Origin of the sequence: Salinicoccus cyprini (genome assembly GCF_007713705.1) — a bacterium.
Taxonomy (GTDB): domain Bacteria; phylum Bacillota; class Bacilli; order Staphylococcales; family Salinicoccaceae; genus Salinicoccus; species Salinicoccus cyprini.
On sequence record NZ_VMSJ01000002.1, the window covers coordinates 68,633 to 82,470 of the forward strand.

15 protein-coding genes are annotated in these 13,838 nt (G+C 45.7%); 2 read left to right on the forward strand and 13 right to left on the reverse strand.

Features of this window, described 5'->3' with window-relative positions; genetic code table 11:
* Positions 1–5: 5 nt before the first annotated feature.
* From FO441_RS06555 to FO441_RS06590, 8 genes are all read right to left on the reverse strand, one after another.
* Entirely contained in the window at positions 6–2,390 is a 2,385-nt protein-coding gene (locus FO441_RS06555; RefSeq protein WP_145287563.1) for a heavy metal translocating P-type ATPase, read from the reverse strand.
* A gap of 32 nt (positions 2,391–2,422) precedes the next feature.
* A complete protein-coding gene (locus FO441_RS06560) occupies positions 2,423–2,725 on the reverse strand; it encodes a metal-sensing transcriptional repressor (RefSeq protein ID WP_145287565.1) in 303 nt (100 codons plus the stop codon).
* A gap of 86 nt (positions 2,726–2,811) precedes the next feature.
* Entirely contained in the window at positions 2,812–3,387 is a 576-nt protein-coding gene (locus FO441_RS06565) for a YdhK family protein (RefSeq protein WP_145287568.1), read from the reverse strand.
* 63 nt (positions 3,388–3,450) lie between these two features.
* Positions 3,451–4,866, reverse strand: a complete 1,416-nt coding sequence (locus FO441_RS06570) for an MFS transporter (protein ID WP_246095074.1) — start codon at positions 4,864–4,866, stop codon at positions 3,451–3,453.
* A gap of 125 nt (positions 4,867–4,991) precedes the next feature.
* Positions 4,992–5,270: a glutaredoxin family protein gene (locus tag FO441_RS06575; protein ID WP_145287574.1), complete on the reverse strand. Its 279-nt coding sequence runs from the start codon at positions 5,268–5,270 to the stop codon at positions 4,992–4,994.
* 55 nt (positions 5,271–5,325) lie between these two features.
* Positions 5,326–5,769 carry an OsmC family protein gene (locus tag FO441_RS06580; RefSeq protein WP_145287577.1) on the reverse strand — a complete coding sequence of 148 codons (444 nt, stop codon included), beginning with the start codon at positions 5,767–5,769 and terminating at the stop codon, positions 5,326–5,328.
* A 216-nt stretch (positions 5,770–5,985) separates the two neighbouring features.
* Positions 5,986–6,909 (reverse strand): cation diffusion facilitator family transporter, encoded by a 924-nt coding sequence (locus tag FO441_RS06585; RefSeq protein WP_145287580.1) that lies wholly within the window; start codon positions 6,907–6,909, stop codon positions 5,986–5,988.
* Between the two features lie 51 nt (positions 6,910–6,960).
* Positions 6,961–7,224, reverse strand: coding sequence for an ArsR/SmtB family transcription factor (locus FO441_RS06590; RefSeq protein WP_145288245.1), 264 nt, complete (start codon positions 7,222–7,224; stop codon positions 6,961–6,963).
* A 234-nt stretch (positions 7,225–7,458) separates the two neighbouring features.
* Here FO441_RS06590 and FO441_RS06595 point away from each other — a divergent pair, with 234 nt between their 5' ends.
* On the forward strand, positions 7,459–7,938 hold the full coding sequence (locus tag FO441_RS06595; RefSeq protein WP_145287583.1) for a hypothetical protein: 480 nt from the start codon (positions 7,459–7,461) through the stop codon (positions 7,936–7,938).
* A gap of 91 nt (positions 7,939–8,029) precedes the next feature.
* On the forward strand, positions 8,030–8,755 hold the full coding sequence (locus FO441_RS06600; RefSeq protein WP_145287585.1) for a tryptophan-rich sensory protein: 726 nt from the start codon (positions 8,030–8,032) through the stop codon (positions 8,753–8,755).
* Between the two features lie 71 nt (positions 8,756–8,826).
* Here FO441_RS06600 and FO441_RS06605 read toward each other — a convergent pair whose 3' ends face one another.
* The 5 genes from FO441_RS06605 to FO441_RS06625 form a co-directional block, all read right to left on the reverse strand.
* Positions 8,827–9,390: a helix-turn-helix domain-containing protein gene (locus FO441_RS06605; RefSeq protein ID WP_145287588.1), complete on the reverse strand. Its 564-nt coding sequence runs from the start codon at positions 9,388–9,390 to the stop codon at positions 8,827–8,829.
* A 157-nt stretch (positions 9,391–9,547) separates the two neighbouring features.
* Positions 9,548–10,597 carry a DUF4179 domain-containing protein gene (locus FO441_RS06610; RefSeq protein WP_145287592.1) on the reverse strand — a complete coding sequence of 350 codons (1,050 nt, stop codon included), beginning with the start codon at positions 10,595–10,597 and terminating at the stop codon, positions 9,548–9,550.
* Positions 10,551–11,111, reverse strand: coding sequence for a sigma-70 family RNA polymerase sigma factor (locus tag FO441_RS06615; RefSeq protein WP_145287595.1), 561 nt, complete (start codon positions 11,109–11,111; stop codon positions 10,551–10,553). The genes FO441_RS06610 and FO441_RS06615 overlap by 47 nt, the downstream gene beginning before the upstream one ends.
* A 152-nt stretch (positions 11,112–11,263) precedes the next feature.
* The gene (locus FO441_RS06620; RefSeq protein WP_145287598.1) at positions 11,264–12,778 is read right to left on the reverse strand and encodes an ABC transporter permease/substrate-binding protein; all 1,515 of its coding nucleotides are present in this window, start codon (positions 12,776–12,778) and stop codon (positions 11,264–11,266) included.
* A complete protein-coding gene (locus tag FO441_RS06625; RefSeq protein WP_145287601.1) occupies positions 12,775–13,731 on the reverse strand; it encodes an ABC transporter ATP-binding protein in 957 nt (318 codons plus the stop codon). Before FO441_RS06625 ends, FO441_RS06620 begins: the two co-directional genes overlap by 4 nt.
* Positions 13,732–13,838: the final 107 nt, after the last annotated feature.

Genomic DNA, 13,838 nt, shown 5'->3' on the forward strand with positions numbered 1-13,838 from the left:
TTGAATTAAATTTTTGCGCGTTTCAGGCGAAGCGAGTTTGATACAACGCTGACTGAGCTGAATGCCATGGCAGCGCCTGCCACCCAAGGGGCAAGGAACCCGAGTGCTGCGATTGGAATGCCTGCTGTATTATAGGCGAATGCCCAGAACAGGTTCTGCTTGATGTTGCGTATTGTTTTATGGCTCAGGTTGATTGCCCTTGGGATCAGTGTCAGTTCGCCACCGAGAATGGTGATGTCGGCGGCTTCGATTGCAACTTCTGTACCGGTACCGATGGCGATACCGATGTCGGCAGTTGCAAGTGCAGGGGCATCATTGACGCCGTCTCCAACCATGGCGACGATTTTGCCTTCGTCCTGCATTTGTTTAACATGAGACGCTTTTTCCTCAGGAAGTACTTCAGCGATGACCGTATCGATGTTGACCTGTCTGGCGATGGCTGCTGCTGTCCGGGTATTGTCCCCGGTCAGCATGACCACTTCAAGACCTTGGTCATGCAATGCTTTGATTGCTTCTTTGGCACTGTCCTTTACCGTATCCTGCACGGCAACGACACCTTTGATCTGATTATCTGTTGCAATGATCATGGCTGTTTTGCCTTCGTGTTCGAACTGGGTCATGCTGTCTTCAAGGTGATCCGTGTTCATATTATTTTCAGCCATCAGCTTGCGCGTACCGACAAGAACTTTGCGGCCTTCGATGACTGCTTCGATACCGTGTCCTGGTATCGCACTGAAGTCTTCCACATCTACCATTGAAATATCATTTTCAGTTGCATAGCCGACGATGGCTTGTGCCAGTGGGTGCTCAGAACCTTTCTCAGCTGAAGCAAGCAGCCTGAGTGTATCCTGGTCGCCTGTGAAATCGGTCACTTCAGGTTTACCTTTAGTGATTGTACCTGTCTTATCCATGATGATTGTATTCAGAGAATGCGTCTTTTCAAGGTGCTCCCCACCTTTGAATAGAATCCCATTTTCCGCGCCTTTGCCTGTGCCGACCATGATTGATGTCGGTGTAGCAAGACCAAGCGCACAAGGACATGCGATAACGAGTACCGAAATCGCAGCGACGAGTGCAGGTTCAAAATTGCCTGGGCTTGCCAGGAAGTACCATACGAGGAACGTGACAAATGCAATTCCGATGACGATAGGAACGAAATAGCCCGAAATGATGTCAGCCATCCTCTGTATCGGTGCTTTTTTGCCTTGTGCTTCTTCAACCACTTTGATGATGGACTGGAGGGCTGTTTCCTTGCCGACCTTGGTTGCTTCAATTTCAACTGTACCGTTCTGGTTCACGGTCGATCCGATGACACTGGTGCCGATTTCTTTTTCAATTGGAATCGACTCGCCGGTGATCATCGATTCGTCAACAGACGTCCGTCCTTTGACGACGACCGCATCCACCGGGAATTTCTCACCCGGCTTGACGATGAGGTGGTCGCCCTTCATAACTTCTTCGGCCGGTACCATCTGCTCTACACCATCTTTGATGACGCGCGCTTCTTTCGCCTGGAGATTCAGAAGCTCCTTGATGGCGCCTGTCGTATTTGATTTTGCACGTGTTTCCAGATATTTTCCGAATAGGATCAGTGTAATGATGATGGCACTCGTTTCAAAATAAAGATGCGGGTGCATTGTGGCACCGGTCATCCATGAATAGGTTTCATATAGACTATATATGAATGCAGCGCTTGTACCCATGACAACAAGTACATCCATATTGGCGTTGAAGTTCTTCAGGTTCTTATAGGCACCGACATAGAACTGCCAGCCGAGAATGAACTGCACAGGAGTGGCAAACGCCAGCTGGAACCATGGATTCATGAATATGGCCGGAAGGCTTACTCCGAACAGGTGATCAAGCATGGTCACAAGCAGCGGTAAGGATAAAAGTGCTGCAATGATGACTTTCCACTTCATCCGTGTCAGTTCCTGTTCCTTCTTGGTGCCTTTTTCTTCACTGCTCTGTTTCGGTTTTGCTTCATACCCCAGATTGCCGACTTTACTGATAAGATCCTTCTCGGTGACGATACTGGAATTATATTCGATGACGGCACTTTCTGTAGTCAGGTTGACTGTTGCATTACTAACGCCGTCGGTCTTATTCAATACTTTCTCGATGCGGCTTGAACATGCGGCACATGTCATGCCGGTAATATCGAATTCGACTTCATCATATTCGACACCATATCCAAGGTTTGCGATTTTATCTGTAATGGTATCGAGTTTTATACTATCTGAATCATAGTCGATGGACGCCTTCTCAGTTGCCAGATTGACTTTGGCATCGACATCGTCCATCTTATTCAGTACTTTTTCAATACGGCTTGAACATGCGGCGCATGTCATGCCTGTAACGTTTAATGTGACGTGTTTGCTGTTGGACAATATATTTCCCTCCTTATTCGATTTTGCTTTTTCTACTTGGAGAATTGCTTCAGGACCGCCATCAGTTCTTCGATGGAATCAGCACCTTCCCCTTTTTCAATGGCGTCTGTCACACAGTGCTTCATATGTCTTTCGGTTACACTGTATCCGACGTTCTTCAGTGCCGATTCGATGGCACTGATCTGTACCAGAATATCGATACAGTAGCGGTCTTCATCAATCATTTTCTGTATGCCGCGAACTTGCCCTTCGACACGCTTCAGACGATTCAGCATCTTTGTCTTCTCATCCGAAGTTCTTGGTTCGATCGCAAGTGCCTGTAAATGATCCGCCATATATATTCACCACTTTTCATGTGTTATTAATTCATTTCATTATACCCCCTAAGGGTATTAATGTCAAGACAGCGGATTTTGAAAAGCTACTCCAATGGTTCCAGTTCGTCTTCAGTGACCCATTTATGATGTTGGACTTCATTTCCAGTCTCCGTATCCGTATAGCTCACCATGTAGACAGTCGTCTGTTCAGCAGAATCAATCGTCGCAGTGGCACCGTCCATGCCTTCCATATGCGTTGCGTTCATTGTAGCTTCATCCCCTTGTGCTAAAGGTGCTTCGCCCGGATTATCCAGTTCTTCGTGGACTACCCATTTGTGGTTTTCGACCGGGTCGCCGCCTGTCTCAGGAGTATACGTCACAGCATAGGCTGTAGTGTCGAACGCACCTGTAATGGTTGCGGTGGCACCATTCATTCCTGCCATATGCTCTGTGCGTATGATTGCCTGGCTATCCACTGGATAGGTCGGGTCTTCTGCTTCTGCAAGGCTCTCCGGCACTTCGCCTGAGCTGGAGTGGTCCATACCGGAGTGCTCCATTTCAGAATGATCCATACTTTCTTCATGTGATCCATGCTCTGAAGTGCTTTCCTCTGCCCCGCAGGCACCGAGTATCAGTGCCGTCACGGCTGTTGCTCCAAATAGATATTTTATATTTTTCATAATTGATTCCTCCAATGAATGATTTTAGCTTAAAGACTTGCCGGCAGTTGCTGGACTGGCTTTTTACTCTTCCTGTGTTGCCGGATGTGTGAAAATGATGGCAAGAACAGCTCCCGCCAATGCGATGATTCCGGACCATAGGAAGGCCTGCTGGAATCCGTCATTCAGCATGGCGACTGGATTGGCCGCAGTACTCGCAGATCTTGCTGCGCCTGCGATAGCTACGATGGATGCAAGACCGATGGCAGAACCGATCTGATAGAAAGTGTTATACAGTCCTGATGCAATACCTGATCTGTCCGACCTGACTGCAGCAACCGAAGCGGTTGTTGCCGGCAGATATGCCAGTGCGTTGCCTAAAGATGCAAATAGAGAAGCAAGCAATACATTGGTCCAGTAGTTTCCATCTACCGTTGCCATCTGGGAGAAGAGGAAACCGCCAGCAGCCAGTATGATGAACTCGGCAACCATCGTCTTTTTGATACCGAACTTGGCCATTACTTTCTCAGCAATCATGATCATGAAGAATGCCATGAAAATCGGCATCGGGATCAGCGCCATCGCACTGGTGAATGGTGCCAGATGTAATACCTGCTGGAGGTATAGTACCAGTATATATACGAGTGGGAACCATGATGCTGCGATCAGGAATACGGAAATGTTTCCGATCATAAGATTGTGTGCCCTAAAAATATTGAGCGGAATAAGCGGTGCTTTTACTCTGGATTGCAGAATCAGGAACAGCAGGAATAGCAATCCGCCGATTGAGAGCGGCAGGATTGTACTCAGAGACTGCCATCCACTGTGCTCAGCTGTAACAATACCGTATACAATGAGCATCAATGATATGGTTACCGCCAGCGCACCGATGTAATCGACACGGCCTTTGACTCTGCCTTTCGTAGCTTGCAGTAGTCTTGGTGAAAAGAATAGAACTGCGAGACCAAGCGGTACATAGAGTAGCAGCGTCCAACGCCATCCTACGAATTCCGTGATGACGCCACCGAGGACGATGCCGAGGGCGCCGCCAGCTGCACCGGACAGACCCCAGAAGGCAAGTGCTTTACCCATTTCCTTTGGGTTTGCGCTGAACAGCAGCATGATCATGGATAATGCTGCTGGAGCGATCAGGGCAGATCCGAGTCCTTGTACAGCTCTTGAGACATTCAGAGCCATTTCACTCCATGCCAACCCTGCAAATAAGGATGAGACAACGAGGATCATGACACCGATATTGAAAATTTTTCTATTGCCGAATAGATCGGCAAGTCTGCCACCCAGTAGCAGGAATCCGCCAAAGAAGATGAGGAATGCACTCATGATCCATTGCAGATTCTCCTGGGTATAGCCAAGTGTTCCCTGTATGGATGGTAATGCAATCTGTATGATTGCCGAGTCCATCATGACGAGGAAGTTGGCAAAACAAAGAAGAAACAGTGCTTTAAAGCGATTCGGATTGGATGTGTGAGTGTTTGTGATGACATGGGAAGAACCTCCAGTTCATTTGATTTTATTTCGTCCAAGTTCTACCTTTGCATTAATACCCTTATGGGGTATTAATACGTGTAAAAAAATATAGCGTCAAGAAAGTGCTTTGTAATATTCTAAGTGATATTCAGTAATGTTCTGATCTTTTCTTCATTCTGTTCAAAACCGATCATGCTGGTCCTTTTTCTTTTGATTCCCATAAACGCAGGACGTGAGAAGACAAGGGCAGGAACAATCCTGCTCCCTGTGATCTTCTTGAGGTCCTGTTCTTTCTCGGGCTGCTCTGACAAGTCATATTCTGTATATGAAATGCTATGCGCTCGAAGAAACTGCTTCAGGTTCTGGCAATCTGAACAGGTCGGCCTTGAATAGACTTCCAATTGATAATTCGTCATTCTATTATTCAACTCCTACTTCCAGTGAGATACATTTCGAAGATGAAACAGCGTATTATTCGCCAGTACCTACAGAGATGCTCCCTTCGATGGAAATTTCATTATCTGCTTTTTTCAGTATATTGCCGACAGCACAAGCCTTATCAGCAGATGAAAATGCTCTATCCACCGATTGGACTTCTTTTTCTGTCGCTTCTGCTGATAGTGTAATCTGAGGGTAGTGTACAATCTGCAGGTTGTTTTCTTCAGTCATTCCTGCTTCAGAACGCATTGTGAACTCGGTGACCGGCAGCTTTCTTGCTTCAAGCATGGAAGCCAGTGTCATTGAATAGCATGCTGCGGCAGAAGAGATGAGCATTTCTTTTGGATCCGTACCTGCACCAGTACCGCCCATTGCTTCAGGAATTGCAATTTTGGTATCAATATTTCTGCTATGGATGACACCTTCGCCCTGATTGCCATTCCATACAGTTTCCAGTGTGATGTTTTGATTTGCCATGTTGTTACTTCCTTTATCATTATTATTAGCTGTAGAAAGCTTTTATACACCTTTGGTTTGCTTAAGTGGTTACTGCCTCCTGTATAGCTTGAATGAATCATAACATACCCCATATGGGTATATTCAAGTACAAATGCTCAACCCGATGATAAAATTTATTGTTCAATAAAAAAACGGCAGTTGATGGATGATCAACTACCGTGTCAGAATCCCGAATCAGTGGCTATGCTTCATGTTGCACATTAAGGCATCTGAATGATGATGGGTTTCATTTTCCATCTGAATCGTTACATGATGGATATTCTTATCCTCAAGCCGCTCTTCAAGAGACTGCAGCAGCTTCTGGCATTCTCCTACTGTCCTGCTGCCGTCTACAGTGACATGGCATGACAAGGCATTGAGCCCACTTGAGATGCTCCATATATGCAGATCATGAACACCGGTCACGCCCTCTTCTTCCTTCATGGTTTCAACAATCCGCTTTATATCTACATTGGAAGGTGTGCCTTCCATAAGAATGTGTACTGCATCTTTAGAGACGTTCCAACCGCTGATCAGCACTAAGGTAGCAACAATTACACTGGCCAATGGGTCGGCAAAGCCCCAGCCGAATAACATGATGAGCAGTGCTGCCACGATGGCACCAATTGATCCGAGCAGATCACCGAGGACATGCAGAAAGGCCGCTCTGACATTCAGGTTTTCTTTAGCATCGCCGCCGCTCATCATCAGCCAGGCGACCAGTATATTGACTGACAGACCGATGATTGCGATGATCAGCATCCCGGTCGAGGCCACTTCCGGCGGGTCTGAGAACCGCTGGAATGCTTCATAGAAGATATAGAGGGAAATCAGTATAAGTGTGACGCCGTTGAAAATGGCTGCCAGAATCTCGAATCGTCTATAGCCGAAGGTCTTACTATAGTCCGCGGCCTTTGCTCCGACTGTCATGGCCAGTACAGCGACCCCGAGCGAAATGGCATCACTCAGCATATGGCCTGCATCTGCGAGCAGTGCCAGACTGTTGGTCAGATACCCCCCCACGGCTTCGAGGAGCATAAATGCAGCAATGATGAAGAAACTGGTTTTCAACACAGTCCGATTGGCATTATGATTATGGTGTTCATGGTCATGTCCCATGGAAACCCCTCCTAAATAACATATGCGTGTACCCACGCACATACGTACAAATTAGTTGTGGCGTGCATGATCGATCATCTGTTTCAGCGTCAGCATCACGTGCTCATCATCATTCGAGTAGTAGATGCTTGTGCCTTCACGGCGGTACTTCACAAGACGCAGGTTTTTCAGAAACCGCAACTGGTGGGAAACGGTGGATTGTCCAATATCCAGCGTTTCTGCAATCTGATTCACAGAATGTTCTTCTTCGCATATCAAGTTCAATATTCTGATTCTGGTAGGATCACCAAGTGCCTTGAACGTCTGTGACACCATGAAAATCGTTTCGCTATCCAGGTCCTGGATATTTTCCTTTTCAGCTTCAAACTTTTCCAAAGTACTTCACCTCAATCATCAATATCAATATATGAATATATTATCATATATTGTGGGCGGCGACAAATCATCTCTCGGACTGTGGACATTACTGGAAACTTCTATATAATTTCTTTCTAGTGACCATAGTCATTGTGGCACGTATAAAATTATCCTTTGTGTGGAGGCAGGAACATGAGTATCTGGTTTTTATTGAATGGTATGCTGCTCATCTGGGCCATATGGAATGTTGCCTTCGGCATATCCAGCCATGCATCATACATACATATACTACTCGGTTTTGCCGGATTTCTGCTGTTCATCTTCAACTGGACACGAAACGCAGTGTTCTCTACAATCCGCAATGCAGAAAACAGGCAGAACAGGATACGATTGGCGAGAATGTCGAAGCGGATCCGTCCATACCACCGCTGGGTAGGGACATCTGCTCTGATCATCATCCTGCTTCATGGATGGGCAGTCATAGAGCTCTATGGCTTCAATCTGACCAACATGAAGATTCTGACTGGATTCCTCGCTTCCATCAACCTGTTCGTCCTTGTCCTTTCGGGATGGTACCGTCTGCTGATCGACCCCAGAATCAGAGTCAGAAAGCTGCACATCAGACTTGGAATTACAATGTTCATACTGGTCGCCATCCATTTTATTTTCTAATTCAAATAAACGCATTCTGCATATATTGTTTCACCCTTCTCTTTAAAGTAAATAGATAAGAAACAACTAATCGAAGAAAGAGTGAGTACATATGGCTGAACAGAAGAAATGGGCAATTGGATACCTTGTGGCCTTTGCCATCATGATTTTCCTGAACTATTGGAGTGCAACGAATGTGGGGTTTGTGGCAAATAACAACCAGTCCATCATTCAGCCTGCAGGTTTTGCATTCTCAATCTGGGGTGTAATCTATGTATTGCTCTTCATATGGATCATCAAAATCTTCTTTTCAAGAACATGGGAAGATTCCATGGCGTATCGACTGAAATTCTGGCCCATCATCAACTTTCTCCTGAATGGTGCATGGATTCTAGTATTCACCCAGCAGTGGCTGATTGCATCCACGATTGTGATTGCAGCACTGCTTTATACATTGGCAGAGATGTATTCCACGATGACCGAAACCGGATACCACTGGTTCGATCGTCTGCCTTTCTCGATCTATTTTGCATGGGTGACAGTTGCGACCATCGTCAATATCTTTACAGTCACAGTTAGCAACAATGTGGAAACCATCCTTGGACTGGATGAGCTGGCATGGACGGTCATTATTCTGATTGTGGCGACACTGATCGGTCTGGCCATTGCCTTCTTTTTCAAGGACTGGCTCTATCCGCTCGTAATCATCTGGCCCTATTATGGCATCTACGCTGAAAGTGGCAGCGAATATACAAGTGTCAGTATTACATTGCTCATCGGAAGCATTGCACTGCTGCTTGCAGCGATAGTTGTCGGATTCAAAAATCTGCGCAGCTAAATAAAACGGCTCCTGAATCTCTTTCAGGAGCCACATTTTTATATTCCATTTTATAGTACAGACCGTCTTTTCTAGATCAATGAGAACAGATAGACGCTCAGCAGCATTATGATTATGAATGCGAGTGGCACGCCTACAAGACTCATTACATCCTTCCATCCCTTTTTGGTTGATATTTCTTCTGTCGGCCGCCCTTCACTGAAAGCAACAATCTTTTCGTACGTTCCCAGAGCATGTGTCTTTTTAATCCTTTCTACTTTGATTGCTCCAAGGAGAGCAATGCCGAATGTACAGATTGGTAGGATGATTCCCCATATATTCATGAAGTTGAGGACTACCCCCATCAGTACTGCAGTTGCGAAATAGGCGCCTACCATTGTCCACGACCAGAAATTCATTGCGTTCTTCTGCTTCAAAACTTCGTTTTTCATCATATCCATATCTCCCCTGACCAGATTATCGAGAGAAACATCGAATAGCACACTCATCATCAGAAGCGTTTGAATATCCGGATAGCTATGGCTGTTCTCCCAGTTGGATATTGTCTGCCTGGACACATATAATTTATGTGCAAGTTCCTCCTGGGAGTAGCCATCCCGTTGCCTGTACTTTCTAATTTGAGTGCTGATTTTCATATCGATGTCCTCGTTTCCAGATTAGTCGGGGTATTTCTTTTATACTACCAAGTTCTTTTGACATCGACCATATAATAGGTGTCAAAACGTTTTGACATGCTCTTATTTCCCGGGAAATGAATTATTCCGAATAGGTTTTATTGATAAAATACAGAAATCATCTCAGATTGATGGGTTCATATACAACAGTTGGATTTTTAATATCCTGTATCTTTCCGCTGGATTCAGGAATAACGGAGAGTTCAAATTCTGGGGTCAGGTAGTCTGCATGGTTCAAATCATCTATTGTACCGCTCGAGAATTCAGGATTGAAAGTAAGTACTGTTTCAAATTCATTTTCTGTTTCTGCGGGCGACTTACTGGTCAAGTTGAACAGATAGGTCTTGCCGGATTGATCTTCAAACGTCATATCGTATGTCAGGTTCTTCTCGGAATCTCGTGCATCAATACGTGCTGTGACTGGATTGAGTATAAGTTGATTCAGTGCGACATCATAATCGCCAACATCATAAATTTTTTCCAGGTTGAGATTATGGGTATCCTGGGTGAGCAGAGACTTGGTTGCTGTAAGTTCATATACAGCATTCATATCATCTTTCAGCTCAGTGCCGTCCTGAAAATAGTAGAAGTCGCTGAATTGGAGTGAAATATCCAGTTCGCCATCCGGTACCGGTTCATTCAGACGTTCTGTCATCACCATGGAATAGACGTTATTCTCTTCGTCAACCATTCCGAGCTGTCCAGAAGCGCCGCCGGTGTATGTTTTTCCATTGATTTCAAGCGGCTTCGAGTTCAGACCGATCACTTCGATATCTTCTTTCGCATCAATCAGTACGTTGTACGTGATGTACTGGTCATCTACAAGGACATCAGTCAATTTTATATCTGCATTATCAAAGCTCAATACTTGATTGACTGCGGATGCATACTCGGTGGCATTGGGAGAGAAGGTGTTCGTCAGACTATAACTGAAATCATCCAGAAACGTGGAGACACTCGCCTGGATGTCCTCGTTGAATGCGACAGGGATCAGCACCAGTACAGCGGCTGCTGCAGTAACCAGGGAGCGGACTGGTCTTCTCGTCTTCTTCTTGATTGTCCGGCTTGATTTGAAGTTGCTGAAGTAATGCTCCAGTTCTTCATTGTTAAGTGCGTCAGCTCTATAGTCTTCTGTTTGCGTGTGATTGAACTGTTTGTAGATGCTCATCCTTATGCCTCCTTAGTTTCTTCCTTGCTCTCGATATCCGGTTGTAGACATTATCTCTGCTGGTTCCGTTCATTCTTGCGGCATCTTCGACAGAATATCCTTCCACAAAGACAAGCGTCATCAGTTGCTGATCCTTGTCATTCAGATCTTTTATCAGATCATTCCATTCTTCTTCCCAAAGTTGCTGATGCTGATCTTCATGAATGGCTGGGTGCTCATCGCATGCTTCGTGCTTCTCTTTACTATGCTTGCGCAGAAGGTCTATGGCTTTGAAACGTGTGATGGACAGTACCCAGTTTTTAAACGAAGACTGTGATGGATTAAAATCCTCAATATGGTTCCAGACTGCCAGCAGGGCATCATTCATGCACTCGTCAATATGGCTCTCAAGATGGTACAGATGACGTTGCGAGACGCTTTTCATCAGGCCACCATAGTGCTGAAGCAAGTATCTGATACCTGTTTCGTCTTGTGAACGAATCAGCTGCACCATTTGTTCTTCATTGGAATCCAACTGATTTCCTCCTTTACTGTTGTGTTCACTTCTATATTCGAAAACAAATGGGAATTTCTATCACTGTTCCTGCTTTTTTATGTAATTTTTTCAAATAAAAACCCTGTATTACAGTAGGTCTGTAATACAGGGCATCGGCTGGATGATAGAAACTACTCTATCAGACCTGCCTCTTGCAGATATTCTTCAGCCACAACATAAGGATCTTCGCCTTCTTCAGCCACACGGTAGTTCATCTCCTGCATCTCTTCGTTGCTGATCATGCCACCGAGCTTGTTCAGTGGTTCAATAATCTCAGGATGTTCATCGAGGAATGACTGCTTGAATAAAGGTGCGCCCTGGTATGGCGGGAAAACGTTTCTATCATCTTCAAGTACGACCATATCGAACTGTCTGAGCTCTGCATCCGTGGAGTATGCATCAATCAGGTTGATGTCTCCTGCTTCAACAGCCGGATATCTGAGACTTGGCTCCATGGTCACTACCTCATTGAAGTCCAGATTATAGGCATCCAGCAGAGCCGGAAAGCCGTCTGCACGGTCATTGAATTCTGCAGTGAGCCCAGGATAGATCTGGTTTTGTATTTCTCTCAGATCTCCGATGGTTTCAAGGTTATGTTCTTCTGCAAAATCTCGCTTTACAGCAAGTGCATAGGTATTGTTGTACTGCATCGGTTCGAGCAGTGTCATACCGAACTGTTCCTGGAGTCCGGATTTGGCCTGTTCGTAGACCGCTTCTTCCTCTTTCGATTCAAGTTCTTCTTTTGTCAGCTCAGCGATGACGGTGCCTGTAAATTCAAGGTAGCCATCAATATCATCGGATCTCAGTGCATTGAACAGGAAGGTTGTCCTGCCAAGTCCATCTTCCACATTGACTGTATAATCTGTTTCTTCTTCAATCAGAATTTTATACATATTTGTAATGATGGCGGGTTCTGTGCCCAGTTTACCTGCGATGGTGATGGAATCTTCTCTCTGAGCAAGCAGCGGAGCAACAGTAATTGCCAGCATGGCAATCAGAATGGTTCCAAGCGTAATGATGATCTTCTTATAGGATAATCTCTGAATGATACGCAGCAATACATCAAAAAGAATGGCCAGCAGCGCTGCCGGAATGGCACCGATGAGAATGAGGGATGTATTGTTGCGGTCGATTCCGAGCAGGATCAGGTCCCCAAGACCGCCGGCACCGATCAGGGCAGCAAGGGTCGCGGTCCCGATGATCAGCACCATCGCTGTGCGTATCCCTGCCATGATGACCGGCATTGCAATCGGCAGTTCGACCTTGGTCAGCCGGCGCATCGGTTTCATACCGATGCCTTTGGCCGCTTCGACAAGTGAATCATCCACTTCGTCGATTCCGGTAAACGTATTACGTAGAATCGGCAACAGTGCATAGACAGTCAGGGCGATGATTGCCGGTACTTTACCAATACCGAAAAGCGGTATCATGAGCCCGAGCAGTGCCAGGGATGGGATGGTCTGAAGTACAGCTGCTATGTTGATGACAAATTCCGATATCTTCTTTGTTTTTGTCAGCAGGATACCAAGTGGCAAACCGATGATGACAGCAATTATAAGAGAAATGAAGGAAATCTGGATGTGTTCAATCAGCGTGGTCAGCAGTTCTCCTTTTCGTGCATCCAGTGTTTCGAAGAAGGTGTTCATTGCTTATCACCTCGCTGACTTGTTGCAAGATACTTGAAGACATCGTGATGTTTCAGTACTTTCCTCTCGCCATCTTCCCGGATGACAACACCTTCATGATCTGACAGGTGCTGATAGATATCCTGAAGTGTTGCATCGTGTGCGACCTCAGGATAGCCGGGAGTATCTCCGGGATCAAGTGGTGGATATGTCCTGATGATATCCGCAATCGTTACCTGCTGCATCCTGTATGACTCGAGGTTGCCGATGAACTCCCTGACAAAGTCATTCTTCGGGTTGGCCATAAACTCTTCAGGCGTACCGATCTGTTCCACATGACCCTCTCTAAGCAGACATACACGGTCACCAATCTTCAATGCCTCCTGGATATCATGGGTGACGAAGACAATCGTCTTTTTAATTTTTTTCTGCAATTCGACCAGATCGTCCTGAAGTTTCTCCCTGCTGATCGGGTCGAGTGCACTGAACGGCTCATCCATAAGTATAAGGGGTGGGTCGGCAGCCAGTGCTCTTACAACACCAACACGCTGCTGCTGACCACCGGAAAGTTCATCTGGTGTACGATGCTTGTACTGTTCCGGTTCCAGGCCGACCATCGTCAGCAGTTCATCAATTCTTTCATTGATCTTCCTATCGTTCCATTTCTTCATCTGGGGAACCTGGGCAATATTTTCCTTGATGGTCATATGCGGGAAAAGGGCGATCTGCTGAAGTACATAGCCAATATCCCAACGCATCTCGTAGATCGGGTAGTCACTGATCGGCTTATCTTTGAAATAGATATAACCTTCACTAAGTGGTATCAGACGATTGATCATCTTCAATGTGGTTGTTTTGCCGCAACCGGAAGGGCCGATCAGAACAAATATTTCCCCTTCTCTGATATTGAAACTCACATCGTCCACTGCAAGCTTGTCGCCGTATCGTTTTGTCACATTTTTAAATTCAATCATTTGTCTGCTCCTATGGGAAGTCTTATATGCTGATTATAAAGAAAGTTGTGCTAAATGAAAATAATTTCAACTGATGGACATTTCCTTGTTCCAGCTGACCGTCAAGT